Here is a 23,501-nt window from a genome sequence, read left to right on the forward strand (position 1 = left end):
GGCACCTTCCGGCGTATCGTTTACTACGACATGTCGTAGATCGGCTGGAGGTCGGATGAACGTCGTCGACGTCGCGCGTTGGCAGTTCGGAATCACCACCGTTTATCACTTCATCTTCGTGCCGCTCACGATCGGCTTGGCGCCGCTCATCGCCGGCATGCAGACGGCCTGGGTGATCACGGGCAAGGAGCACTGGAAACGTCTCACCAAGTTCTTCGGCAAGCTGTTCCTGATCAACTTCGCGCTCGGTGTCGCCACCGGCATCGTGCAGGAATTCCAATTCGGCATGGGCTGGAGCGAATACTCCCGCTTCGTCGGCGACGTCTTCGGCGCACCGCTGGCGATGGAGGCGCTGGTCGCCTTCTTCCTGGAGTCGACCTTCATCGGTCTGTGGATCTTCGGCTGGGACCGGCTGCCGAAAAAGGTGCACCTGGCGTGCATCTGGCTGGTTGCCATCGGCGTCAACGCCTCCGCGTACTTCATCATCGCGGCCAACTCGTTCATGCAGCATCCGGTCGGCGCGCGCTTCAACCCCGAGACCGGACGCGCTGAACTGACCAGCATTTGGGAAGTCATCACGAATGTGACGACGTTGGCAGCCTTCCCGCACGTGATCGCCGGGGCCCTGCTCACCTCGGCCACTTTCATGGCGGGTATCGCCGGTTGGTGGATGGTCCGGACGATGCGCAAGGGCGATCCGGCGGGTATCGAAGACGCGCGCATCATGTGGCGACCGGCCGCACGCGTGGGCCTGTGGCTCATCCCGGTCTCCTGCATCGCGCTCATCTACACCGGCGACGTGCAGGGCAAGCTGATGTTCGAGCAGCAGCCCATGAAGATGGCGTCGGCGGAATCGCTGTGCCACACCGAAACCGATCCCGAATTCTCCGTCCTCACCGTCGGCACCCACAATAACTGCGACAGCGTCGAACACCTCATCGAGGTGCCCTACGTGCTGCCGTGGCTGGCCGAGGGCAAGTTCAGCGGCGTAACCCTCGACGGCGTCAAAGATCTCCAGGCGTCCTACAACGAGATGTACGGCCCCGGTGACTACCGGCCCAACCTGTTCGTCACCTACTGGACCTTCCGGGCCATGATCACCTGGATGGCGGGTTCGATCCTGCTGGCGCTGGTCGGCTTCTGGTTGACCCGGCGCGGGCGGGTGCCGGACCAGAAATGGTTCGGATGGCTGTCGCTGCTGGCCATCGCCACGCCGTTCCTGGGCAACAGCGCCGGTTGGATCTTCACCGAGATGGGCCGGCAACCGTGGGTGGTCGCACCCAACCCGACCGGTGACCCGAACATTCGAATGACAGTGCAGCAGGGCGTATCCGGAGTATCCGCGGGCACCATCCTGACCTCGCTCATCGTCTTCACGCTGCTGTACGGCCTGCTCGCGATCGCCTGGTTCTACCTGCAGCGGCGCTATGTGATGGCCGGGCCGGAACCCGCGGCCACCGAATCCGACAACCCGGAGCTGACCGGCGAATCCGTCGACAAGCTTTCCTTCGCCTACTAGGAGACCCGGATGAGTCTGCAAGTGTTCTGGTTTCTGCTGGTCGCCGTGCTCTTCATCGGCTACTTCGTGTTGGAGGGCTTCGACTACGGCGTCGGGATGCTGATGCCCATCATCGGGCGCAAGTCCGAGGTGAAGCGGCGCGTGGTGCTCAACAGCATCGGGCCGGTGTGGGACGGCAACGAAGTGTGGCTGATCACGGCGGGCGGCGCCATGTTCGCCGCCTTCCCGGAGTGGTACGCGAGCCTGTTCTCCGGCTTCTACCTCGCGCTGCTGCTGATCCTCGTCGGACTGATCACCCGAGCCTGCGCTATCGAATGGCGCAGCAAGATCAACGACGACAAGTGGCGGCGCTGGTGCGACGTCGGTATCGGGCTGGGCTCCTGGATCCCGGCTATCGCTTGGGGTTTGGCGTTCGCCAATATCGTGCGCGGGGTGCAACTCAACGAGAAGCGGCAGATCGAAGGCAACCTGATCGATCTGCTCAACCCCTACGCGCTGCTCGGCGGTCTCACCACGCTGTTGCTGTTCCTGTTGCACGGCGCGATCTTCCTCCGCCTCAAGACCGGCGGCGAGGTGCGCGACGACGCCCAGGCTGTGGCGCGGAAGCTTTTCATTCCGACCGCGGTCGTGGTGGCGGCGTTCGGTATCTGGACCCAGCTGGCCTACGGGCATGGCTGGACCTGGATCCCGTTGGCGCTGGCCGTGATCGGGCTCGTGGTGGCCGGGCTGGCCTACACCCGGGGCCGGGACGGCTGGGCTTTCACCGGAACCGCGCTCACCATCCTGTCGGCCGGTGCACTGCTGTTCGGCTCGCTGTTCCCCGACGTGCTGCCCTCGAACATCGACCCGGCCTTCAGCCTCTCCGTGGACGGTCGCGACGGCACGGTCAGCGCCTCGTCCACGCACTACACGCTGGTGGTGATGAGCTGGGTGGCGGGAGTCATGGTGCCGGTGGTGCTCGTCTACCAGGCATGGACCTACTGGGTGTTCCGCGCGCGGCTCACCATGGACCACATTCCGAACCCGATCGGACTGCTCCCGGAGAAGGCACGGAACTGAATCATGGCTCGACCGGTCGACCCGCGCCTGTGGCGGCACGCCCACTCGGCACGCAGGTATCTCGTTCTGAGCGTGGCGTTGTCGCTGGCGGTCACGATCTGCATCGTGACCGCGGCCCTGGCCCTGGCGCGGGTGCTGGCCGGTGTGATCACCGACCCGTCCCGGCGTGAGATCGGCTCGTGGACAACCGAACTGGTCATCCTCGCGATCGCCGTGGGGTGCCGGGCCGCCGCCACCTGGTGGCAATCCCGGCTGGCGCACCGCGCCGGAGCGCAGGTGGTGGCGGAGCTGGAGACGGCCGTGGTGGCCGCCGGAGCCCAGCTCCCGCCGCGTGAATTGGAGACGCGGCGAACGGAATTGGCGGTCGTGGCGGCCTCCGGACTGAGCGGCCTGCGCGCCTACCTCGCCGGATACCTGCCCGCCCTGCTGCTTTCGATGCTGGTGCCGCCGATCGTCTTGGCTGTCATCGCCTTTCACGATCTGATCTCCGGCGGCATCGTCCTGGTGACCCTGCCGCTCATCCCGATCTTCATGATCCTGATCGGGCTGCTCACCCAGGGCAAGGCCCAGGACACCCTGACGGCCACCACCCGGCTGTCGGATCAACTCCTGGACCTCTTCGCGGGCATGCCGACCCTGCGCGCCCTCGGCCGCGAGAGCGGCCCCGATGCGCACCCGGACTCGTCACGCACCAGCATGGCGGGCCGCGTCCGCAACCTCGGCGACGCACTGCACAAGCGCACCATGTCGGCCCTGCGCATCGCCTTCCTGTCCTCGATGGTGCTGGAAATGCTCGCCACCCTGTCCGTCGCCCTGATCGCCGTATCCATCGGCATGCGACTGGTTTTCGGCAACATGGGCCTGTACGCGGGCCTGGTCGCGCTGATCCTCGCGCCGGAGGTCTACCTGCCACTGCGCATGGTGGGGGAGCGATTCCACGCCGCACAAGACGGAATAGCCGCCGCCGACAAGGCATTCGCGGTATTGGACCCGTCGTCCCCGCAGACACCCAAAACGTCGTCTCCGCACGCATCCGTCCCGTCGTCCCCGCAGGCGTCTGCCTCGTCGTCGCAGCAGATACCCGCCTCGTCGTCGCAGCATGAACCCTCCCTGTCGTCCGGGAGTGCTTTTGGCTGGGACGCAGCAGTACCGCCTGAGTCGCGGCCGAATATGCGACGGGGCGACGGGGCTGGCCGCGTCGAAGTTCGAAACCTCGGCGTACGGGCTCGCGACGGCATGGCCCCGTCGGGCCTGTCGGCGGTGTTCCGCCCAGGCGCGATCACTGTGCTCGCCGGCCCGAACGGCAGCGGGAAATCGACTGCGGTGCAGGCGATCCTGGGCTTGATCACGCCGGACAGCGGTTCGGTGACTGTCGACGGCACCGATGTCCGCGAACTCGATCCCGACTGGTGGTGGTCGCAAGTAGCGTGGCTGCCACAGCGCCCGGTCCTGGTGCCCGGCACCCTGCGCGACAACCTCAAGCTCCTCGGCGCACCGGCCGGCCCGGACCAGGTGGACGCAGCCTGCGCCGCAACCGGATTCGACGCCGTCCTCAACAGCCTGCCCGACCGCTGGGAGACCACCGTCGGAAACGGTGGCACCGGCCTGTCTCTGGGCCAACGTCAACGCCTCGCCCTCACCAGAACTCTCGCCGCACCCCGCCAGGTGCTGCTGCTCGACGAGCCCACCGCCCACCTCGACGACACCAGCGAGACAACAGTTCTCGCCGCCCTGGCAGCCCGCGCCCGCGCCGGTGCCACCGTGGTAATCGTCGGCCACCGCCCGAGCGTGCTCGCGATCGGCGATCACGTCGTTCGCGTGCGGGCCGCTACGTCGATCGCGGATTTCGATCCTGAGAAGGTCGCCGCAGGGGACCGGGTGGGCACAGCCGAGGTGGTGGTGTGATGCGAGCCCTATTCGCCGACTTCCGGTCGGCCGGGGTGATCGTCGGCCGCCGCCCGTGTCCGCTGATCGCTACTAACCGGGGGCTCGGGGTGCGTGGTTGCGCAACCTCGGGCCGGGCAACGGATTCCGAGCCGATCGGCGGCACAAGCCGGTTGGCGCTGCGCGGGACTGATTCCGAGGTGGCTTTGCGATGAAGGCCTTGTTTGCCGACTTTCGCCGGATTCGGGAACTGCTGGAGCTGTCGCGGTGGCGGATGGCTGTGTCTATCGGCTGGGGGACGCTGGCGCTCGGTAGTGGGCTGGGGTTGGCGGCGCTGGCTGCCTGGCTGATCGCGCGGGCGTGGCAGATGCCGCCGGTGCTGGATTTGACCATTGCTGTCGTAACCGTTCGCGCGCTCGGCATTTCGCGCGGGCTCTGTCGGTATCTGGAACGACTCGCCACCCATGATATGGCGCTGCGGGCCATGAATACCGCTCGCACGACTACGTATCGAGCGTTGGCGGCAGCTGATATTTGGCGGCCGCGGCGTAGTTCGGCTGTGGGCGCGACCGTCGGTGCGACCGCGGTGGCCGGTTCGGAAGGCGTTGTGCGGAAGGGCGATTCGTCTGATCTGCGCCGGGGCGAGCTACTCGGCCGGGTGCTGGGGGACATCGACGATCTCGGGGCGGTGGTGGTGCGGGCGTTCGTGCCCATCGCCGTGGCGGTGATTCTCGGACTCTTCGGGGTCGGTTTGCTGCTGCCGATATCGGTGCCTGCCGCGCTGATCCTCGCGGCGGCGCTGGCGGTGGCGGGCATTGTCGCGCCGTGGCTTTCGGCTCGGGCGGCGCGGGAGGCCGAGCTGGCGGTGCGCACCGACCGGACAGAGTTCACGGCCGCGTCGCTCACCGTGCTGGATCACGCGCCGGAACTGCGCGTCGCCGGGCGACTGGACGCGGCGCTGGCAGCCGCCTCCGCCGCCGGGCAGCGGGCGGTGGCGGCGGAGGATCGGGCCGCCTCGCGCAGTGCGTGGGCGGCCGCGGCGATCCCGCTGTCCATCGGCGTGACCGTCCTCGGCGCGCTACTCATCGGAATCGTGCTGTACGGCACGGGTTCCGGCGCACCCACGGCCGGTTTCCAGACCATCGCGCCCGGCGGCATCTCGCCCATGGCGTTGACCGTGCTCGTGCTGGTGCCGCTATCGGCTTTCGAAGCCGTCGGCGTCCTCCCGGCCGCAGCGCAGGCACTCACCAATGGGCGTGCGGCGCTGCGCCGGATCACCCAGTTCGAGAACGGCGAATCCGCCGTGCCGCGAATGGACCTGCCGGAGCTGCCGGAGGGTCGTCGCATCGCGGTAGTCGGACCCAGCGGTTCGGGCAAGACCACCTTGCTGATGCACTGGGCGGGCTTGTTCGACACCCCGCGGCCCGGGGTCACGTTCTTCGCCGAGGACGCCCATCTCTTCGGCACCACTGTCCTGGAGAACCTGCGCGTCGCCCGCGGCGATGTCACGGAAGCGGAAGCCGAGAAGGCCCTGCGCGCAGTCGGTCTGGGTGACTGGCTGGAGTCACTGCCCGACGGCCTGCACACCGACCTGATCGGTGGCGCGGCCGCGGTCTCCGGCGGTCAGCGCCGCCGCATCCTGCTGGCCCGCGCCCTGATCTCCCCGGCCCAGGCGTTGCTCCTGGACGAACCCACCGAGCACGTGGAAGCCGAAGCGGGCGAACAACTCCTGCGCGATCTCCTCGACCCCGCCTCCGGCCTGGTCGAACCCGAACGCACGGTTGTCGTTGTCACCCACCAACTCCCGGGGGAGCACGAGGCCGACGCCGTCGTCCACGTCGACGCCGCCGGGCAGGTTCGCGTAATCAGCGGTACTTCAGTAGCTGGAACAGCCCTTTAGCCGGTTTGTACACCTGGTCGGGGAAGTTCTCCACAAGCTTCCACACGCACCCGTTGACGGTCTTCGGATGCCAGCTCGGATCGGTGGCCTCCAGTTGCGCGATCAGCTCGGACCACCGCAGACCGGCGGGATTCCGATCGAGCAGCGCGAGGGCTTCCGCATTGATGCGCCCGGTGATGGTGGTCGGCTCGCTCATCGAATCATCGTAGCTCCGGATCGCCGCAGGTCAGGGACCTGAATTAATTCCGTTGCCGGGCAAGGAGGATTCCACTAACTTCATCGGTACACAAGGAAGGAGGTGGTTCGAGAAATGTATTTCCAACGGACGCGTGAGGTGGCTGTCCGCTAGCGCCACCGCTGCTGGTGGATTCCCCGCGCGAGCGCTGGCGAAATTCCAGGCAGTCACCCGGCCCCCGAGCCCCCGGTCTTGTCCGACCGGGACCCGTGCAGGAGCAATCCGCACCGGTATGGCTCGGGGGTCGTCCCATTTCTTGGGAAAGGTACAGCTGGGGAGGTCTGGGGAGAGATCAGCCGATGTAGCGCTGAAGACGAGCCGACAGGCGCGGCTCGAGCGGACCGTCGGCCACGACGCGCTCCTCGACGTAAGCCAGGTCGCCACCTTCGACGATGCCGTACAGGCGTTTGGCGCCCCCGACGACAATGCCGGACTGCGAGCGGATCACCACATCGGTGGCCAGCTCCCAGGAAGACTGGGTCAGCGCCGTGCCGTAGAAGAGCTCCACGATGCCGCTGGAATGGGACAGGAGCAGTTCGATGACCTCGTCGTCGCCATCGGTGCCGACCCGCCAGAAACCGCTCTCGCGCAGGTCCGGACCGCTGTAGGCGCCTTCGGAGTCGAGCACCCAGGAGCGGGATTCCCAGGACAGGTAGTCGCCGCCGTCGTGGGCGACGATGATCTGCTGACCGAAGCGATAGTCGCCGCGTTCGGCGGAGTTGCCTTCGCCCTCACCACGCCACACGCCGACCATGGGCAGCAGCGCCAGCATGGAGGAGCTCAGGTCGGGACCCAGGCGCAGGTTCGCGGTGTCCTCGGGCAGCGGCAGATCCGGCAGGATCGGGATGTTGCGGCCGGCCGTGGACTTGGCGCGCTCGGCCGCCTCGGCGACCGCTTGATCGCCACTGCGGCGTGTTTCTACTACGTCATCACCCGCCGCGGCGGGCTGACCGTTTTCGTTCATATGCTCGCTCGCTCGCTCGGCCGGTTCGGAACCTTCGCTCGCGAGATCACTCATGACTCGGTGAACAGCCGGTAGGCGACGTAAATGCCGAACCAGGCGATCAGCACCGAGCAGAGGACCAGCAGAACTTCGAAGAGGAGGACCACAGTGCGAGTCTAACGACTCCTCGCGCCGGGCAAAGCAACGGCCCCGGAGGTTCGAAACCTCCGGGGCCGCAGACGTAGAACAGGGTGACTAGCGCGCGACGGCGACTTCCACCTCGTGGATGCCGGTGCCCTCGGGGCGGACCTCGGCAGAGCCGTTACCGGCCGAGGAAAGCGCCCGCACGGTCCACGCGCCCGGAGCCGCGAAGAACCGGAAATCACCGGTGCCCGAGGCAACGACCTCGGCGGTGAAGTCACCGTTGCCGTCGAGCAGGCGCACGAACGCGCCGCCCACCGGCTGGCCGTCGGTGCTCAGAACGCGGCCGGTGATGACCGTTTCCTTCTCCACATCGACGCCCGCGGGAATGGCCTGACCCTGGGTAGGTGCTGCACACATATTGATTACGCTCCCAACTCGATCGGTGCACCGACGAGGGAGCCGTACTCGGTCCAGCTCCCGTCGTAGTTCTTGACATTGCTGTGGCCGAGCAGCTCCTGCAGCACGAACCAGGTGTGCGAGGAACGCTCGCCGATCCGGCAGTAGGCGATGGTTTCCTTCTCGCCGTCCAGGCCCGCTTCCTTGTACAGCTCGGCGAGGTCGGAGTCGGACTTGAAGGTGCCGTCCTCGTTCGCGGCCTTGCTCCACGGCACGTTGATGGCGCCGGGGATGTGGCCGGGACGCTGGCTCTGCTCCTGCGGCAGGTGCGCGGGCGCCAGGATCTTGCCGGAGAACTCGTCGGGGCTGCGCACGTCGACCAGGTTCTTGGTGCCGATGGCCGCGATGACCTCGTCACGGAAGGCGCGGATCGTGATGTCGGGCGCGGCGGCCTTGTAGGTGGTGACCGGGCGGTTGACTGCGTCGCGCGAGAGCGGACGACCGTCGAGCTCCCACTTCTTGCGGCCGCCGTCGAGCAGCTTGACGTCGTTGTGGCCGTAGAGCTTGAAGTACCAGTAGGCGTAGGCCGCGAACCAGTTGTTGTTGCCGCCGTAGAGCACGACCGTGTCGTCGTTGGCGATGCCGCGGGTGGAGAGCAGATCGGAGAACTGCTCCTGGTTCACGAAATCGCGGCGAACCTGGTCCTGCAGGTCGTTCTTCCAGTCGAGGCGCACGGCGCCCTCGATGTGGCCACCGTCGTAAGCGGAGGTGTCCTCGTCGACCTCGACGAAAACGACGCCGGGGGTGTTGAGGTTCTCTTCGGCCCAGTCAACGGAGACCAGGACATCGGAGCGAGCCATGTTGTTCCTTTCAGAAAGACTTGTGATGGTCAGTTCGGTGCCGGGGACGGGGTGGTCCGGCGGAGACGGGCGGCCAAGGGGTAGATCTGGCAGCCCAGGCAGATCCCGAACGCCGCGTTCAAGAACGCGGCGAACAGGGCGAAGCCGGCGAACACCCCGCCGACCGCGGTGGAGCCGGCCAGGAATCCCAGCAGGCTGACGGCACTGAAGACCAGGCCGAGCAATTGCGCGAACCGCAGCGGAGCCACGGGTTCGGTTTCGGTTACCGGACCGTTGCGGGGCGCGATGACCGCCGCGTAGATCCGGCCGTAGGGGGAGCGCCGCGGGCCGTTCAAAGCGCCGAGCGCGAACACGACTGCCTGCAGTGCGATCAATACCGCGGCAGCGGCGGGGGAGACGACAGCGAGAACCAGGACCAGCACGAGCACGGCGCTGGTGATCCAGGCCGCGAAACGCGGGCCACGGACGTCGACGCTGTCGGGAGGTATGGCTGTACGGGTGTCGAAAGGCATTGGAGATACTCCTGCGCTGAATATGTCTGATTAGCGGGGACGTTGCCAATTGGCCGGGGATCCGAAGATCACTCGCGCGGCAGAGACAACAGGTCGGCGTCAGGAAATTGGGGAGGCCGACCGATCAGGCACACAGGCAGCAACAACCACCGAGGCGGCACAGGTCTACTGTGCGGCGTCGGGTGAGCATCAGCTCGTGGTTGGTTTGCACGAGAGCGAGTTTACCCGGTTCTTCCGGAGAATTGGACCCGGGGTTCGTCACACTTGTCCGAGTGCGGGCACGTACCCGGATTTTCCGGGCTCGGAAGGGTGATTTTCCGGTGGGAAACCCGCAGCGCCACAAAAATTTTCAAACGGTCAGCGGAGCCAGGGCGGTGCGCAGGTCCGCGGCCTTGGGTACGCCGGAGATGCGGAAGCGCTCCTTGCCCTCGGCGTCGAAGAGGAATGTGGTCGGTAGCGACAGCACGTTCAACTCCCGCGCCAGCACCGGTTCGGCGTCGATATCGACCTCGATGTCCTGCGGCGGCCGGGCCGTCTCGGCCAATTCCCCTGCGACCGTGGCGACTACCCGCCGCACCGCCACGCATGGTCCGCACCAGTCGGCCGAGAAGTGCAGCACCAGCGGACCCGAGCCGGTAAAGCCGGTGGCGGAGAGCAACTCCGCGCGCGTCGGGGTATCCGCGGCGGGCGCCGCGGTGTCGCGCACCTTGCCTTCGCGGCGCCGCCACAACACTCCGACCACTATCGCGGCCAGGAGTACGACGATCAGAATTGTGATTTCGGTCATGGCTGCTGCAACCGATCCAGATCGAGGACGACGTTCTCGGCTTCACCCTCGACCACGATCTGCCCGCCGAGCGCGTACACCCGCTTCGGCTCCAGACCGAAGGGCAGTTCCTTGGTGTTGATGGTGTGGGTGAAACGTTCCAGCACCACCGCCTGGCCGGTCTCCGGGATGCGCGCGGCCGGGTTCGGGTCGGAGCTCTTCTCGACATAGAAACCGGTGGCGAGGATCTTCACCTGATCGCCGTCGAGCAAGAGGTCGGCCTTCACCTTCACGTTCTGGCCGCCGAGCGGCTTGCCGTACACATCGGTGAGGTTGAAACTCGTCGGCAGCGTGCCGGTGAGCACCAGCGCGCCCGCCGTGGTCATCCCCGTTCCGCCGGACCCGCCGGTGCCGTCGGATTTATCCGCCGGGCGCGAATGAACTTGCAGGTCAGGGATTTTGAAGAGCCGGCCGAGCTCGACCGGCTCCACCCGCATCAACGCGGTGACCCGGCTCACCGGGACGTTGCGCACATTGCCGTCGGCCAGATCCCGGAACGGCAGGCGCGCGTCGCGCAGGTTCGCCTCGACCGAGATCTCACCGGGAATATCGGGCCGCATGTAGCGCGCCCGGATGTCCACGTTCTCGTACTCGCCGTCGAGGGCTTGGCCGAGGAACGGGAAGCCGTGGATCGTCACCTCCGGATCGGCGGTGAGGTCGGCGCCGGCGCGCAGCGCGCGGGACACGCGGTACTCCGAATAGGCGGCGGCCGTGAAGTCGACAACCACGGCCAGCCCGGCGAGTACCAGCAACCCGATGATCAGCTTGCGCATGACAGAAACCCTATCGGGCGGCGGGTTTGCCGGATGAACTGTGTCGTTCCTGGCATAACGGTCACCGCATCGCGTGGTCTCGGGGGTTCACGCGCTAATCTTGCATCCGATTACCTGCGATCAGCGACGTGGCCAACAGCAGTGTTGCTGGTGACTTGCGTAGCCATGGCTATGAGATGGGAGGAGGGCTTGTGGAGCTGCTCCTGCTGACCTCCGACCCCAACCCCGAGTCGGTCCTGCCCTCCTTGGCGCTGCTTGCGCACAATGTGCGGCCGGCACCGACCGAGGTGGCGTCACTACTGGAGGCGGGCACGGCCGATGTCGCGCTCGTCGACGCGCGGACGGACCTGGCCGCGGCCCGCGGTCTGTGCCGTTTGCTGGGAAGCACCGGTTCGTCGGTGCCCGTGGTCGCCGTGCTCACCGAAGGTGGGCTGGTAGCCGTGAACGCCGACTGGGGCCTGGACGACATCCTGCTGCCCGGGACCGGTCCCGCCGAACTCGATGCCCGCCTGCGTCTGCTGGTCGGGCGCAACGGCGGCGTGGCGAGCCCGGAGAACACCGGCAAGATCACCCTGGGTGAGCTGGTGATCGACGAGGGCACTTACACCGCGCGGCTGCGCGGTCGCCCACTCGATCTGACCTACAAGGAATTCGAGCTGCTCAAGTACCTCGCGCAGCACGCGGGCCGGGTCTTCACCCGCGCCCAGCTGCTGCAGGAGGTCTGGGGCTACGACTTCTTCGGCGGCACCCGCACCGTCGACGTGCACGTCCGGCGCCTGCGCGCCAAGCTCGGCAGCGAATACGAATCGCTGATCGGCACCGTGCGCAACGTCGGCTACAAGGCGGTGCGCCCGTCGCGTGCGGCCAGCAAGGGCGAGCAGGTGTTCCCGGACGAGGACATCGACGGCGACGACGCGCCGCTGAGTCCGGTCAAGAATTCCTTCCCGTAACTCGCTCCGCGCCGGAATGCCGCGAGCGTGTGCGGTGCTGTAGGACATCAGGCGTGCACGCTCGGTGGCGCGCGAACGCGAAAGGGGTACGGCCGTGAACGAGGCTGCGCTGGAGTGGGTGGAGCGGCTGCCCGAGGATCTCGTCCCGGAGGTGCGGGGCGTGCTCGCGCGCGCGACCGCCGCGGACGGCGTGGCGCCGATCTCCGAGCAGGCCGTGCTGTCGCTCACCGCCGACGCTCCGGCCCGGCATCTGTTCGTCCGGCGGGCCGGAGCGGTCGCCGGTTACGCGAATCTCGTTCCCGCGCACGGCGAGCACTCCGCCATGGCCGAGGTCGCGGTGGATCCGGAGTTCCGTGGTCAGGGCATCGGCGCCGAATTGGTGTCCGCGGTACTGGCCGAAGGCGGCCCCGGCGCCCGGGTCTGGGCACACGGCGACCGCCCGGCCGCCAAGGCCGTCGCGGCCCGGCTGGGTTTGGTGACAGCGCGCGAACTCTGGCAGATGCGCCGCCCGCTGGCTACACCGGAGCTACCGGAACTTGCCGTCCCGGACGGCATCGTCCTGCGCACCTATGCCGGCCCCGCCGACGACGCCGAATTGCTGCGCGTCAACGCCGCCGCTTTCTCCTGGCATCCGGAGCAGGGCGGCTGGACCGAACGCGACATCGAGATCCGCCGCGACGCCGACTGGTTCGACCCGAAGGGCCTGTTCATCGCGGCCGACCCGGCGGATCCGGCCCGCATCCTCGGCTTCCACTGGACCAAGGTGCACCTCGACGAGGATCCCGCTATCGGTGAGGTCTACGTCGTCGGCATCGATCCCGCCGCCCAGGGTCGCGGCCTCGGCCGGCTGCTCACCCTCGCGGGTCTGCACTACCTGCGGGAACGCGAGCTCGGCGAGGTCCTGCTCTACACCGAGGCCGACAACACCGCCGCCGTGAACACCTACACCAAACTCGGTTTCGCCCCGGCGCACATCGACGCCGCCTACGCCGCCTCCTGATCCTCGACTAGCGCTCGTCCACCTCCGGCCAGCAAGATGGAGCCCGGTACCGAGCGGGGATGAGGGGGCAAAGAGCGTGACAGACAAGGCAACCGGGCCGGACGGCCAGTCGCCACCGGATCCGCAGCAGACCCGGGTGTTCCCGGAAACGGAGGAACCGGCGCCCTGGTGGCAGACCGCCCCCACTACCCAGCAGCCCAGTTATCCGCCTCCCGAGGCACCGCCCGGATATCAGGTCCCCGGCCCCGGCGGGCAGTGGCCCGGCTACCCGCAGCAGGTGCCGCAGCAGCCTTACTACCCTGCTCAGCAGCCGTTTCCGGGATATCCGCCACCCCCGCGAAGCAATCAGGCGGGTTTGATCGTCGGCATCGTGCTGGCGGTCGTGGCCCTGGTCGGCGCGGGCATCGCCGCGGTCGCACTCGGTGGTAGCGATTCGTCGTCCAACCAGGTCGCGGCGACTACGACAGTCACCCAGACCACGCCCGCCGTCGTAGCGCAGCCCGGCTTCAAGACCATCGAGGTCCCGGCACTCGGCATCGCCTATGAGGTGCCGTCCGGGTGGTCCGCGGGCGCCGGTCCCAGCTCACACGGCGGCCTGACCGCATACGGCCAGGCGGGCGAGGGTGCGAAGTATTGCCCCGGGTCGGCCTACCGGACGCTGAGTTTCGTTGTCCGGTCGGAGCTCTCCGACCTCACGGCGGCCGCCCAGCGGGTGGCGGAGATCGCCGCCGAGACCGGATATTCGAACTCGAACTCGGGCGACCGCAACTACACCCAGCCGAATTCCAGAACCACCCGCGCCGGCCTTGCCGCTCGATTCGTGCTCGGCACCGGCCCATGGCAGCCCTCAGCACCTGGATGTACGACCGACGGCTACGCCGTCTACAGCCTCGCCTTCGAGGGGCCGAAAGGTGAGACGCTGGTGCTTGCCATCGAATCGGACCGGAACACCACGGGTCAGATGACCCTCGACGAAGTGGGCATAATTCTCGATAGCGTCCGTGCGAAATAGCGCCTCTGGTAACACTGCGGCAAACGTCACACCGCATCGTGCGCAATCGCGCCGGGCTGTTCACTTTCCGTTCACCCAGCTCGGGCCGACTGTCAACCGGGTGACCCTACGTTACTTATGGGTGGCTCAGCTGCCTGGTGCGCAAGTTCCCCGCGAACGGCACCACAACACCCGCCCGGGCCGGTGAGGGACCGGGCGAGTTCGGATGCGATTCCCCGGAGGAATAGTGAAGTTCAAGCGCAGCAGCGCCTTCGTCGGAGTGCTGGCCGCCGTTGCCATGCCGCTCGCCGCCTGTGGCAGCGACGACAACACCGGTACCGGCAACGGGACCGCCGCCAACAGCGACGTGCAGTGTGGCGGCAAGAAGGCCCTCAAGGCCAGTGGCGCCTCCTCGCAGAAGAACGCCATGGAGCGTTTCGTGGCCGCCTACGAGGCCAACTGCGACGGCTACACCCTCAACTACACCTCCAGCGGCTCCGGTGCGGGCGTCAACGAATTCATCGGTAACCAGACCGACTTCGGTGGCTCCGACTCCCCGCTGAGCTCGAAGAAGGAAGAGCCGGCCAAGGCGCAGGAACGCTGCGCGTCGCCGGCCTGGAACCTGCCGGTCGTGTTCGGCCCGGTCGCCATCACCTACAACGTCGACGGCGTCACCGACCTCGTGCTGGACGGCCCGACCGCCGCCAAGATCTTCAACGGCGCCATCGCCACCTGGGATGCCCCGGAGATCAAGGCGCTCAACCCGAACGCCAAGTTGCCCGCGGACAAGATCAACGTGATCTCCCGCTCCGACGAGTCGGGCACCACCGACAACTTCCAGCTCTACCTCGACGCTGCTTCCGAGGGCGCCTGGGGCAAGGGCGCGGGCAAGATCTTCAACGGCGGTGTCGGCGAAGGCGCGAAGGGCAACGAGGGCACCTCGGCCGCCATCAAGGCCACCAAGGGCTCGGTCACCTACAACGAGTGGTCCTTCGCCAAGGCGCAGAACCTCTCGGTCGCGCAGGTCGTCACCTCGGCGGACAAGACCCCGGTGAAGCTCACCGTGGAGACCGCAGGCAAGGCCATCGACGGCGTGAAGATCAAGGGTGAGGGCAACGACCTGATCCTGGACACCACTTCGTTCTACAAGCCGACCGTGGCGGGTTCCTACCCGATCATGATGCCGACCTACGAGATCGTGTGCTCGAAGTACAGCGACGCGGACACCGCCAAGGCGGTCAAGGCGTTCCTGACCTCGGCCACCAGCAACGGCCAGAAGGGCCTGGAGGAGAACGGGTACATCCCGATCCCCGACCAGTTCAAGACCCGCCTGACCACCGCGATCAACGCCATTTCCTGATCTGATCCGAAAGTCATGACCGTGCACCCTGAGGTGACCGCACCGGGCTCGTCGAATTCGACGGGCCCGGCCGCGGCCGGAGATACTGCGCATATGCCGAGCGAACCCCAAGACGACGTGAACCTCACGAAGGAGGCTCCCGAACCGGAGTCGACTGTCGCGGTCCGTCGGCCCCACAGTCAGCGGGCGGAGACTGTTTTCCGGTCTCTCGCCACCGCGGCGGGCGCGATCATCGTCGCTTCCATCGCGTTGATCGCGCTGTTCCTGCTGATTCGCGCGATCCCTTCACTCCGGGCGGACGAGGCGAACTTCTTCACCAGTACCGAATTCGCCACCACCGATGCGAACAACCTGCGCTTCGGCATCAAGGACCTGTTCATGGTCACGGTGTTGAGCTCGGTGTTCGCGCTGGTGATCGCGGTGCCCATCGGCGTGGGCATCGCGCTGTTCCTGACCCACTACGCGCCGAAGGCGGTGGCCAAGCCGGCCGCCATGCTGGTCGATCTGCTGGCGGCGGTGCCGTCGATCGTCTTCGGCCTGTGGGGCTTCCTGGTGCTGGCGCCGCAACTCGGCCCGGTCCAGACCTTCCTCAACGACAACCTGGGCTGGTTCCCGCTCTTCGCCGACGGCAACGTGTCGATCAGCGGCGGCGGCACCATCTTCGTCGCGGGCGTGGTGCTCGCGGTGATGATTCTGCCGATCATCACCTCGGTGTCGCGTGAGGTCTTCAACCTGACTCCGGTCACTCACATCGAGGCCGCGCAGGCGCTGGGCGCCACCAAGTGGGAGGTCGTCCGGATGACGGTGCTGCCCTACGGCCGCTCCGGTGTCATCGCGGGCTCCATGCTCGGCCTGGGCCGCGCGCTCGGTGAGACCATCGCGGTCCTGGTCGTGCTGCGTACCGCCGCGCAGGCCGGGCAGTGGTCGCTGTTCGACGGCGGCTACACCTTCGCCTCCAAGATCGCCTCGGCGGCTTCGGAATTCAGCTCCCCGCTGCCCACCGGCGCCTACATCGCGGCGGGCTTCGTGCTGTTCGCGCTGACCTTCGTGGTGAACGCGCTGGCGCGGCTCGCGGCCGGCGGAAAGGTCAACCAGTAATGGCGACGACGACCACGCTCGAGAAGCCGATCAAGGCGCCGACGTTCCGGCATGTGAGCACCGGCCGCCGGATCAAGAACAACCTCGCCACCGGCGCCTTCGCCGCCTGCTTCGCGATCGCGATGATTCCGCTGGTGTGGGTGCTGTGGATGGTGATCAGCAAGGGCATCACCGCGATCGCATCCGCCACCTGGTGGACCAATTCCCAGAAGGGCATCCTGCCCGACCAGACCGGCGGCGGTGTGTACCACGCGATCTACGGCACCATCGTGCAGTCCGCGGTGGCCGCGGTGATCGCGGTGCCGCTCGGTGTGATGGCCGCGATCTACCTGGTCGAATACGGCCGGGGCCGGCTCGCCAAGGTCACCACCTTCATGGTCGACATCCTCGCGGGCGTGCCGTCCATCGTGGCCGCGCTGTTCATCTTCGCGCTGTGGATCGCCACCCTGGGCTTCCCACAGAGTGCCTTCGCGGTGTCGCTGGCCATGGTGCTGCTGATGCTGCCCGTGGTGGTGCGTTCGACCGAGGAAATGCTCAAACTCGTCCCCGACGAACTGCGCGAGGCGTCCTACGCGCTGGGCATTCCGAAGTGGAAGACCGTCGTCAAGATCGTGGTGCCGACCGCGCTGCCCGGCATGATCTCCGGCATCCTGCTTTCGCTCGCCCGCGTCATGGGTGAGACCGCGCCGGTGCTGGTGCTCGTCGGCTACGCCAAGTCGATCAACTCCAACCTCTTCGACGGCAACATGGCTTCGCTGCCGCTGCTGATCTACCAGGAGCTGGCCAACCCCGAAGCCGCCGGCCGGGAACGCGTCTGGGGCGCCGCCCTCACGCTGATCCTGCTCATCGCGCTGCTGTACGCGGCGGCCGCGGTCGTCAACAAGCTGCTCACGCGGAACCGATAGGAAACTCTGATGGCCAAGCGGATCGACGTCAAAGACCTCAACATCTACTACGGCAAGTTCCACGCCGTGGCCGATGTCTCGCTGACCGTGCTGCCGCGCAGCGTGACCGCCTTCATCGGTCCCTCGGGCTGCGGTAAGTCCACCGTGCTGCGCTCGCTGAACCGCATGCACGAGGTGACCCCGAGTGCCCGCGTCGAGGGCGTGGTCGCGCTCGACGGCGAGGATATTTACGGTGCCGCCATCGACCCGGTCGGTGTGCGCCGCACCATCGGCATGGTGTTCCAGCGCCCGAACCCGTTCCCCACCATGTCGATTCGCGACAATGTGGTGGCCGGGCTGAAGTTGCAGGGCGTGCGCGGCAAGAAGGAACTCGACGAGGTCGCCGAGCGCTCGCTGCGCGGTGCGAACCTGTGGAACGAGGTGAAGGACCGTCTGGACAAGCCGGGCGGCGGCCTCTCCGGCGGTCAGCAGCAGCGGCTGTGCATCGCCCGCGCCATCGCGGTCTCGCCCGACGTGCTGCTCATGGACGAGCCCTGTTCGGCCCTGGACCCGATCTCCACGCTGGCGATCGAGGACCTGATCACCGAGCTGAAGAAGGAATTCACCATCGTCATCGTCACCCACAACATGCAGCAGGCCGCGCGCGTGAGTGACCAGACCGGCTTCTTCAACCTGGAGGCCCAGGGCAAGCCGGGCAAGCTGGTCGAGATCGACGACACCGAGAAGATCTTCTCCAACCCGGGCAAGAAGGCGACCGAGGACTACATCTCGGGCCGCTTCGGCTAAAAGCTCCCTGTATGACGAAGGCCCGCACCAGGATCTGGTGCGGGCCTTCTGTCGTGTCGGTGGAGGTGACTCTCAGACAACGGGTTCCGGGTCGGTGTCCGGGGGCAGCACGCCGGTGACCAGGAAGATGACGCGGCGGCCGATCTCGACGGCGTGGTCGGCGAAGCGCTCGTAGTAGCGGCCCAGCAGGGTGACGTCGACGGCCGCGGCGACGCCGTCCTTCCAGTCCCGGTCCATCAGCAGGGTGAACAGGTGCTTGTGCAGGTCGTCCATCGCTTCGTCGTCCTGATTGAGCTGGGCGGCGCGCTCGGGATCGCGAGTCTCGAGGACTTCCTTGGCGCCCGCGCCCATGTTCACCGCGATGCGGCCCATTTCGGCGAAGTAGCCGTGCACCGACTCGGGCAGGGCGGGGTTGGGATGGCGCCGGCGGGTGGTCTTGGCGACGTGCAGGGCGAGGGCGCCCATCCGGTTCACGTCGTTGACGATCTGGATCGCGCTGACGACTTGGCGCAGGTCACCCGCGACCGGGGCCTGCAGCGCGAGCAGCGCGAACGCGCGCTCCTCGGCGTCTGTGATCATGTCGGCGATCCGGTCGCCTTCGCTGATCACCTGCTCCGCGAGGGAGAGGTCGGCCTGGAGCAGCGACTGGGTGGCCCGCTCCATCGCCGAGCCGGCCAGTCCGGCCATCTCGCCCAGCAGGTGGGCAAGATCGGCCATTTGCTCGTTGTAGATGACACGCATGGAACAGAACATTAGTTCTCGTCCCTGACCGCGTCACCAACAGTGGGTAAATGGCAGGTGCCGAAGCCCTACTTGCAGGTCTCGTCGGCCGCGTTGACGTGCTCCAGATCCGAGGGCAGCGCCACGGTTGTGGCGTTCGTCGCGGACGTGGTCGGCACGTTGGTGATCGAGTCGCCGACCGGCACGGGAGTGCGGATGGTGCCGGTGAAGTCCCTACCGAGGACCACCTCGATGATGCCCTCCAGTTCGGCGTCGGCCTCGAGGCTGGCGCCGGGCACCGCCGAGGCCACGGTCGCGGCCTCGGCCTCGTGACCCGGGGCGAACCGGACTTTGGTGGTCTGCGACCCACCCGTGAAGGTGGCGACGTTGTAGATATTGAAGCCCTGGTTGCCGAGCTTGTTCGACACCTGCAACGCCCGGCCCTGCACGTCGGAACCGTTGGAGACCAGCAGCGAGATGGTGTCGGGATCGACCGCGGTGTAGGTCGGCGGCGTGGCCGGGGTCGACGGGGCAGACGCGGGTTCGGCGGTCTTCTCGCCGGGCAGCGGACGATCTTCCCGGATCGCGCTGAAGATGGCCTTGATATCGGTTTCGCGCGGGATCTCGTTGCCGTAGGAGGTGGTGCCCGCGGTGGGGATGGTCAGGAAGGTGACCGCTCCGGCTTCCATCTTCTGCAGCGAACGGCCCAGCGTCAGCAGATCGTTCGGGGTGACCCCGTCGACGAAGGTGTGGTCCTTGAACGCGTTGACGAATTTGTTCAGCGTGGGGAAATCGAAGAGCACCTTGCTCGACATCGCTCCGCGGAGCAGAGATGCCATGAACCGCTGCTGCCGGCTGATCCGGTCGTAGTCGCTGCGCTCTTCGCCGTAGACGTGGCGGGCGCGCACATAGTTCAGTGCCGTCTCGCCGTTGACCCGCTGCTTGCCCCCCTTCTCCAGCACGGTGCCGAGGACGCCGTCGATGATCGGTTTGGGTGCGCAGACCTCGACGCCGCCGATCGTGTCGACCATGCTCTGGAAGCCGGCGAAGTCGATGCCGATGAAGTGGCCGATGCTCAGACCCGTCATCTTGCGGATCACGTTCACCAGGCACTTGGGGCCGGCCAGGGCGTAGACAGCGTTGAGCTTGTCGCCGATCGCCGAGGGGAAGGTCTCCTTGGTGTAATCGCCCTTGTCGTTGTCCCAGCCGTTGCACTGCGGCCGGGTCACGTCCAGGTCGCGCGGGAACGACACCGCGACAACACGTTTCCGATTCTTGGGAATGTGCACCAGCATGACCGTGTCGGCCCGGGCGCCTTCGGCGTCGTCGAGCGTGCCCGCGCCCATCCCGCCGTTCAGGCCGGCGCGGGTGTCGGTGCCGACGATCAGATAGTTCTCGTCGCCCAGTTGCAGGTCGGCGTTGACGACGTCGTGCGGGTTGTCGCCGAGGCCGGTGGCGACCTTGGTCAAGCTGTCGCCGGCCGAACGCACATAGCTCCAGCCGCCGCCGGTGATCAGCAGGATCAGCACCGCGACCAGCGCGGCGCCGACGCGGCCGCTGGTCTGGAGCCGGCGGGTGCGCCGCTTCTTGCTCGCGGCCAGCCGGGACAGGGACGGGCTGCCAACTGTTTTGGGCGCGGCGGTTTTCGGTGCGGTCTTGGACTTTCCGGTGGTGGGCCAGGCTGCCTTGCCGGGTCGCTTCGACTTGGCGGGCTCCGGGTTTTCGGCCTCGGCGAGCGGGGCCATCACGTCGGTGACTTCTTCGGGCCGCTCGGGGCGCCGGGCTTTCCGCTTCGGTGCGGGCAGACCGGTCGCGGGAGTGCCCGCGATGTCGTCGACGACCGCGGAGGGACGCGCCGCGGCGCGCTGGCGGGAGGTGGCGGGCCGCGCGGTGTCGCCGGCGGGTGTGGCGGGCGGGTTGCCGGGGGTCCGGGCCGGGGCCTGGGGCACGGCCTTTGCGGGCTTGTCCGGACGTTGCGCGGAGGAAGCTGGACGGGGTGTGCGCGCGCTGGGGTGCGGCGCGGGGTCGGCGGCGCGTCCGGCGGATTCGACCGGGCGTGCGACGGATCCGGTCGATCGGGGCGCGGATTCCGGTGTGCGGTGCGCGCGCTCGGCGGGATGGGCGGGTGCGGTCTCCGCGCGGCGGGCGGCGCGTGCGCCACCTTCGGCGCGGCGCCGGCGGCCGCCGCGTTCGTTGTCGACCTTCTGAACGAGATCCTGAACCGTCAGAGGTGCGGACCCGGATTCGGCCGCCGTGTCGGTGTGCCGGGCGCGACGGGACGTAGTGGAGCCGTCTCGTTCGGTGTAATCCGCCGTGGGATAGCGCTCCCACGGGGCGCGATCTCCGGGCCGTGGCGCTTGCCCGTGCCGATCGTCACCCACCAACGAACCTCGCTTTTCGTCTTCGCCGTCGTCCGGGTCGAGCTCGACCCGGCATGACCGATTCCGCCAATGATAACGATTCCGCCACAGCGAGCCAGCCGAGTACGAAATCGAAGACGCCGCAATGCTGTTACCCGGTTCGCCGCCGTTCGTTTGCTGAATATTAGCGATCGGCCGAGTGATATCTCCGATGCTGAGGCGTAGCCACGGGCTCGAGTTTGCTGGAACAACTACCCCTGGCCAGAGTGCTACCGGATGGACAGACCGCCCATTCGGTACCTAGGTGTGATCTGCCCGACAGTGCAATACCGCTCGGTCAGCCGCCGCTGTGCATGACGTCGGCGGCGGTCGGGACGGTGTCGTCCTCCGGGTCGTCGAGCCAGCCCTCGGGCAGCGCGACCTTGGCCTGCGGCGACCCCTGTCTACCGCGCGGGCCGGTGGCCTCGGTCGGGAACGGGATGTCGGGCGGTAGTTGCGCGATCAGGTCTTCCAGCTGGGTGAGGCTGGAGACGGTGGCGAACTCGCGGCGCAGCTGGGAGCCGACCGGGAAGCCCATCAGGTACCAGGCCATGTGCTTGCGGATATCGCGCATCGCCTTGTCGGCGCCGTCGTGCTCGACGAGCAGGCGGGTATGCCGGTACAGCACCTCACCGACCTTGCCCAGGGTGGGGCCCGTCGGGATGGGCTCACCGCGCAGGGCGGCGCTCAGCTCGGCGAACAGCCAGGGCCGGCCCAGGCAACCGCGGCCGACGACCACACCGTCGCAGCCGGTCTGATCCCGCATGAGCAGCGCGTCCGCGGCGGAGAAGATGTCGCCGTTGCCGAGTACCGGAATGGTGGTGACGGCTTCCTTGAGGCGGGCGATCGCGGACCAGTCCGCGGTGCCCGAATACAGCTGTGAGGCGGTGCGGGCGTGCAGCGCGACCGCGGCGGCGCCTTCGGCCTCCGCGATCCGGCCGGTGTCGAGGTAGGTGTGGTGCTCGTCGTCGATGCCGATCCGGAACTTGAATGTCACTGGGACACCGGCGGGTTCGGCGGCCTTGACCATCTCCCGCACGATGTTGGCGAACAGCCGGCGCTTGTAGGGCAGCGCGGAACCGCCGCCGAGCCGGGTCACCTTCTTGACCGGGCAACCCAGATTGAGATCGATGTGGTCGGCCCAGCCTTCGCCGACGATGATCCGCACGGCCTCGCCGAGGGTCACCGGATCGACGCCGTAGAGCTGCATCGAGCGCGGATGTTCATCGGCGTCGAAGGACATCATGTGCAGCGTCTTCTCGTTGCGTTCCACCACCGCGCGGGCGGTGATCATCTCGCACACGTAGATGGAGGTGGAGCTGCCGAACTCGCGGCACAGCCTGCGGAACGCTCGATTGGTGATGCCCGCCATCGGCGCGAGCACCACCGGCGGATCGACCGGATACGGCCCGATCGCCAGCTTGGTCTCCGCTTCAGCAGTCACAGTCACACCGTCCAGTGTCTCAAATGGTGATCGGCCTGGCCGAATGCCATCGGTGTGGTTCCCGGGGGCCCAAAGTGCCCCCAGGTGACCTCAGTAGCCTGTACCTGGGACATTGCGCACGGAACACCCATCGGAGAGGACCCAATGGCAGACAACGAAGCCGACCAGACGGTGAAGCTGGACAAGCAGAACAGCGCCGGCCCGGCCCCGGAAGCCGCGCCCGTCTCCGGCGCCGCGCACCCCGCTCCGGCCCGGCAGTCCGGCGCCACGGTGTCGCTGCCGGTGTCCTCGGTCCTGATGGGTGCTGTAGCCACCCTCTTCTTGGTGCTGGCCGCTGTATTCGGGTTCCTGTGGATCTCGGCCAAGGGCGATCTGGACGAGAAGAACGCCCAGGCCGCCGACGATCGGCATGCCGAACAGATCGCCACCGATTACGCGGTCGGCGCGGCCACGGTCAACTATCAGGACATCAATGCCTGGGTCGCCAAGCTGAAAGCCAATACGACCCCGCAGCTGGCCAACAAATTCGATGCGACCGCGCCGAAACTCGAACAGATCCTGGTCCCGTTGAAGTGGACCTCGACCGCGACGCCGATCACCGCCAAGGTGATCTCCGACGACAATGGCGTCTACAAGGTGAACGTATTCGTCAACGTCTCCTCGACTAATGCGCAGAGTCCCGAGGGCGCACAAACCACGGTCACCTACAACGTGACTCTGGACCAGAAGTCGGATTGGAAGATCACCGATGTGGGTGGCGTGGACGGCGCATTGCCGTTGAAGTGATCTTCGAGGTT

22 protein-coding genes are annotated in these 23,501 nt (G+C 67.2%); 12 read left to right on the plus strand and 10 right to left on the minus strand.

Annotated features, from left to right (window positions below):
- Positions 1 to 55: 55 nt before the first annotated feature.
- From IBX22_RS20660 to IBX22_RS20675, 4 genes are all read left to right on the plus strand, one after another.
- Entirely contained in the window at positions 56 to 1,519 is a 1,464-nt protein-coding gene (locus IBX22_RS20660) for a cytochrome ubiquinol oxidase subunit I (RefSeq protein ID WP_194817156.1), read from the plus strand.
- Between the two features lie 9 nt (positions 1,520 to 1,528).
- Positions 1,529 to 2,578, plus strand: a complete 1,050-nt coding sequence (cydB, locus tag IBX22_RS20665; RefSeq protein WP_194817157.1) for a cytochrome d ubiquinol oxidase subunit II — start codon at positions 1,529 to 1,531, stop codon at positions 2,576 to 2,578.
- Positions 2,579 to 2,581: 3 nt separating this feature from the next.
- Entirely contained in the window at positions 2,582 to 4,483 is a 1,902-nt protein-coding gene (gene cydD, locus IBX22_RS20670; protein ID WP_194817158.1) for a thiol reductant ABC exporter subunit CydD, read from the plus strand.
- Positions 4,484 to 4,673: 190 nt separating this feature from the next.
- On the plus strand, positions 4,674 to 6,362 hold the full coding sequence (locus IBX22_RS20675) for an ATP-binding cassette domain-containing protein (RefSeq protein ID WP_194817159.1): 1,689 nt from the start codon (positions 4,674 to 4,676) through the stop codon (positions 6,360 to 6,362).
- Here the strand turns inward: IBX22_RS20675 and IBX22_RS20680 are convergent.
- The 7 genes from IBX22_RS20680 to IBX22_RS20710 all read right to left on the minus strand — a co-directional run bounded on the left by IBX22_RS20680 (position 6,328) and on the right by IBX22_RS20710 (position 11,051).
- Entirely contained in the window at positions 6,328 to 6,558 is a 231-nt protein-coding gene (locus IBX22_RS20680) for a hypothetical protein (protein ID WP_194817160.1), read from the minus strand. The two genes, IBX22_RS20675 and IBX22_RS20680, sit on opposite strands and share 35 nt — an antisense overlap.
- Positions 6,559 to 6,889: 331 nt before the next feature.
- A complete protein-coding gene (locus IBX22_RS20685; RefSeq protein WP_194817161.1) occupies positions 6,890 to 7,615 on the minus strand; it encodes an FABP family protein in 726 nt (241 codons plus the stop codon).
- A 180-nt stretch (positions 7,616 to 7,795) separates the two neighbouring features.
- Entirely contained in the window at positions 7,796 to 8,101 is a 306-nt protein-coding gene (locus tag IBX22_RS20690) for a DUF1416 domain-containing protein (RefSeq protein ID WP_194817162.1), read from the minus strand.
- Positions 8,102 to 8,106: 5 nt separating this feature from the next.
- A complete protein-coding gene (locus IBX22_RS20695; RefSeq protein ID WP_194817163.1) occupies positions 8,107 to 8,940 on the minus strand; it encodes a sulfurtransferase in 834 nt (277 codons plus the stop codon).
- 29 nt (positions 8,941 to 8,969) lie between these two features.
- Entirely contained in the window at positions 8,970 to 9,452 is a 483-nt protein-coding gene (locus tag IBX22_RS20700) for a DUF4395 domain-containing protein (protein ID WP_194817164.1), read from the minus strand.
- Positions 9,453 to 9,801: 349 nt separating this feature from the next.
- Positions 9,802 to 10,239 carry a thioredoxin family protein gene (locus tag IBX22_RS20705; RefSeq protein WP_194817165.1) on the minus strand — a complete coding sequence of 146 codons (438 nt, stop codon included), beginning with the start codon at positions 10,237 to 10,239 and terminating at the stop codon, positions 9,802 to 9,804.
- Positions 10,236 to 11,051, minus strand: a complete 816-nt coding sequence (locus IBX22_RS20710) for an LmeA family phospholipid-binding protein (protein ID WP_194817166.1) — start codon at positions 11,049 to 11,051, stop codon at positions 10,236 to 10,238. Before IBX22_RS20710 ends, IBX22_RS20705 begins: the two co-directional genes overlap by 4 nt.
- 191 nt (positions 11,052 to 11,242) lie before the next feature.
- Here IBX22_RS20710 and IBX22_RS20715 point away from each other — a divergent pair, with 191 nt between their 5' ends.
- The 7 genes from IBX22_RS20715 (at position 11,243) to pstB (ending at position 18,141) form a co-directional block, all read left to right on the plus strand.
- Positions 11,243 to 12,001 (plus strand): response regulator transcription factor, encoded by a 759-nt coding sequence (locus tag IBX22_RS20715; protein WP_194817167.1) that lies wholly within the window; start codon positions 11,243 to 11,245, stop codon positions 11,999 to 12,001.
- Between the two features lie 109 nt (positions 12,002 to 12,110).
- A complete protein-coding gene (gene mshD / locus IBX22_RS20720) occupies positions 12,111 to 13,001 on the plus strand; it encodes a mycothiol synthase (RefSeq protein WP_194817831.1) in 891 nt (296 codons plus the stop codon).
- 76 nt (positions 13,002 to 13,077) lie between these two features.
- A complete protein-coding gene (locus IBX22_RS20725) occupies positions 13,078 to 14,013 on the plus strand; it encodes a hypothetical protein (protein ID WP_194817168.1) in 936 nt (311 codons plus the stop codon).
- 226 nt (positions 14,014 to 14,239) lie between these two features.
- Positions 14,240 to 15,352 carry a phosphate ABC transporter substrate-binding protein PstS gene (pstS, locus tag IBX22_RS20730; RefSeq protein WP_194817169.1) on the plus strand — a complete coding sequence of 371 codons (1,113 nt, stop codon included), beginning with the start codon at positions 14,240 to 14,242 and terminating at the stop codon, positions 15,350 to 15,352.
- A 93-nt stretch (positions 15,353 to 15,445) separates the two neighbouring features.
- On the plus strand, positions 15,446 to 16,450 hold the full coding sequence (gene pstC, locus IBX22_RS20735) for a phosphate ABC transporter permease subunit PstC (protein WP_375540257.1): 1,005 nt from the start codon (positions 15,446 to 15,448) through the stop codon (positions 16,448 to 16,450).
- Positions 16,450 to 17,355, plus strand: a complete 906-nt coding sequence (pstA, locus tag IBX22_RS20740; protein WP_194817171.1) for a phosphate ABC transporter permease PstA — start codon at positions 16,450 to 16,452, stop codon at positions 17,353 to 17,355. Before pstC ends, pstA begins: the two co-directional genes overlap by 1 nt.
- Before the next feature lie 9 nt (positions 17,356 to 17,364).
- Positions 17,365 to 18,141, plus strand: coding sequence for a phosphate ABC transporter ATP-binding protein PstB (pstB, locus tag IBX22_RS20745; RefSeq protein ID WP_194817172.1), 777 nt, complete (start codon positions 17,365 to 17,367; stop codon positions 18,139 to 18,141).
- Positions 18,142 to 18,213: 72 nt separating this feature from the next.
- Here the strand turns inward: pstB and phoU are convergent, their stop codons facing one another.
- From phoU to dusB, 3 genes are all read right to left on the minus strand, one after another.
- Positions 18,214 to 18,882 carry a phosphate signaling complex protein PhoU gene (gene phoU, locus IBX22_RS20750; RefSeq protein ID WP_194817173.1) on the minus strand — a complete coding sequence of 223 codons (669 nt, stop codon included), beginning with the start codon at positions 18,880 to 18,882 and terminating at the stop codon, positions 18,214 to 18,216.
- A 68-nt stretch (positions 18,883 to 18,950) separates the two neighbouring features.
- Entirely contained in the window at positions 18,951 to 21,242 is a 2,292-nt protein-coding gene (locus tag IBX22_RS20755; protein WP_309234710.1) for an LCP family protein, read from the minus strand.
- 316 nt (positions 21,243 to 21,558) lie between these two features.
- Positions 21,559 to 22,680 (minus strand): tRNA dihydrouridine synthase DusB, encoded by a 1,122-nt coding sequence (gene dusB / locus IBX22_RS20760; protein WP_228539236.1) that lies wholly within the window; start codon positions 22,678 to 22,680, stop codon positions 21,559 to 21,561.
- A gap of 168 nt (positions 22,681 to 22,848) precedes the next feature.
- On the opposite strand from dusB, the gene IBX22_RS20765 reads away from it, so the two are divergent.
- Positions 22,849 to 23,490: a hypothetical protein gene (locus IBX22_RS20765; protein ID WP_228538899.1), complete on the plus strand. Its 642-nt coding sequence runs from the start codon at positions 22,849 to 22,851 to the stop codon at positions 23,488 to 23,490.
- Positions 23,491 to 23,501 lie beyond the last annotated feature (11 nt).

This window comes from Nocardia sp. XZ_19_385 (assembly GCF_015355755.1).
Lineage (GTDB): Bacteria > Actinomycetota > Actinomycetes > Mycobacteriales > Mycobacteriaceae > Nocardia.

What these genes read in the sequence shown, in the direction of transcription:
- cydB (WP_194817157.1), top strand. Translation starts at nt 1,529, where the DNA reads ATGAGTCTGCAAGTGTTCTGGTTTCTGCTGGTCGCCGTGCTCTTCATC.
- IBX22_RS20705 (WP_194817165.1), bottom strand. Translation starts at nt 10,239, where the DNA reads ATGACCGAAATCACAATTCTGATCGTCGTACTCCTGGCCGCGATAGTG.
- IBX22_RS20680 (WP_194817160.1), bottom strand. Translation starts at nt 6,558, where the DNA reads ATGAGCGAGCCGACCACCATCACCGGGCGCATCAATGCGGAAGCCCTC.
- pstC (WP_375540257.1), top strand. Translation starts at nt 15,446, where the DNA reads ATGCCGAGCGAACCCCAAGACGACGTGAACCTCACGAAGGAGGCTCCC.
- IBX22_RS20675 (WP_194817159.1), top strand. Translation starts at nt 4,674, where the DNA reads ATGAAGGCCTTGTTTGCCGACTTTCGCCGGATTCGGGAACTGCTGGAG.
- IBX22_RS20685 (WP_194817161.1), bottom strand. Translation starts at nt 7,615, where the DNA reads ATGAGTGATCTCGCGAGCGAAGGTTCCGAACCGGCCGAGCGAGCGAGC.
- IBX22_RS20690 (WP_194817162.1), bottom strand. Translation starts at nt 8,101, where the DNA reads ATGTGTGCAGCACCTACCCAGGGTCAGGCCATTCCCGCGGGCGTCGAT.
- pstA (WP_194817171.1), top strand. Translation starts at nt 16,450, where the DNA reads ATGGCGACGACGACCACGCTCGAGAAGCCGATCAAGGCGCCGACGTTC.
- IBX22_RS20710 (WP_194817166.1), bottom strand. Translation starts at nt 11,051, where the DNA reads ATGCGCAAGCTGATCATCGGGTTGCTGGTACTCGCCGGGCTGGCCGTG.
- IBX22_RS20695 (WP_194817163.1), bottom strand. Translation starts at nt 8,940, where the DNA reads ATGGCTCGCTCCGATGTCCTGGTCTCCGTTGACTGGGCCGAAGAGAAC.
- IBX22_RS20765 (WP_228538899.1), top strand. Translation starts at nt 22,849, where the DNA reads ATGGCAGACAACGAAGCCGACCAGACGGTGAAGCTGGACAAGCAGAAC.
- phoU (WP_194817173.1), bottom strand. Translation starts at nt 18,882, where the DNA reads ATGCGTGTCATCTACAACGAGCAAATGGCCGATCTTGCCCACCTGCTG.
- IBX22_RS20700 (WP_194817164.1), bottom strand. Translation starts at nt 9,452, where the DNA reads ATGCCTTTCGACACCCGTACAGCCATACCTCCCGACAGCGTCGACGTC.
- IBX22_RS20660 (WP_194817156.1), top strand. Translation starts at nt 56, where the DNA reads ATGAACGTCGTCGACGTCGCGCGTTGGCAGTTCGGAATCACCACCGTT.
- cydD (WP_194817158.1), top strand. Translation starts at nt 2,582, where the DNA reads ATGGCTCGACCGGTCGACCCGCGCCTGTGGCGGCACGCCCACTCGGCA.
- pstB (WP_194817172.1), top strand. Translation starts at nt 17,365, where the DNA reads ATGGCCAAGCGGATCGACGTCAAAGACCTCAACATCTACTACGGCAAG.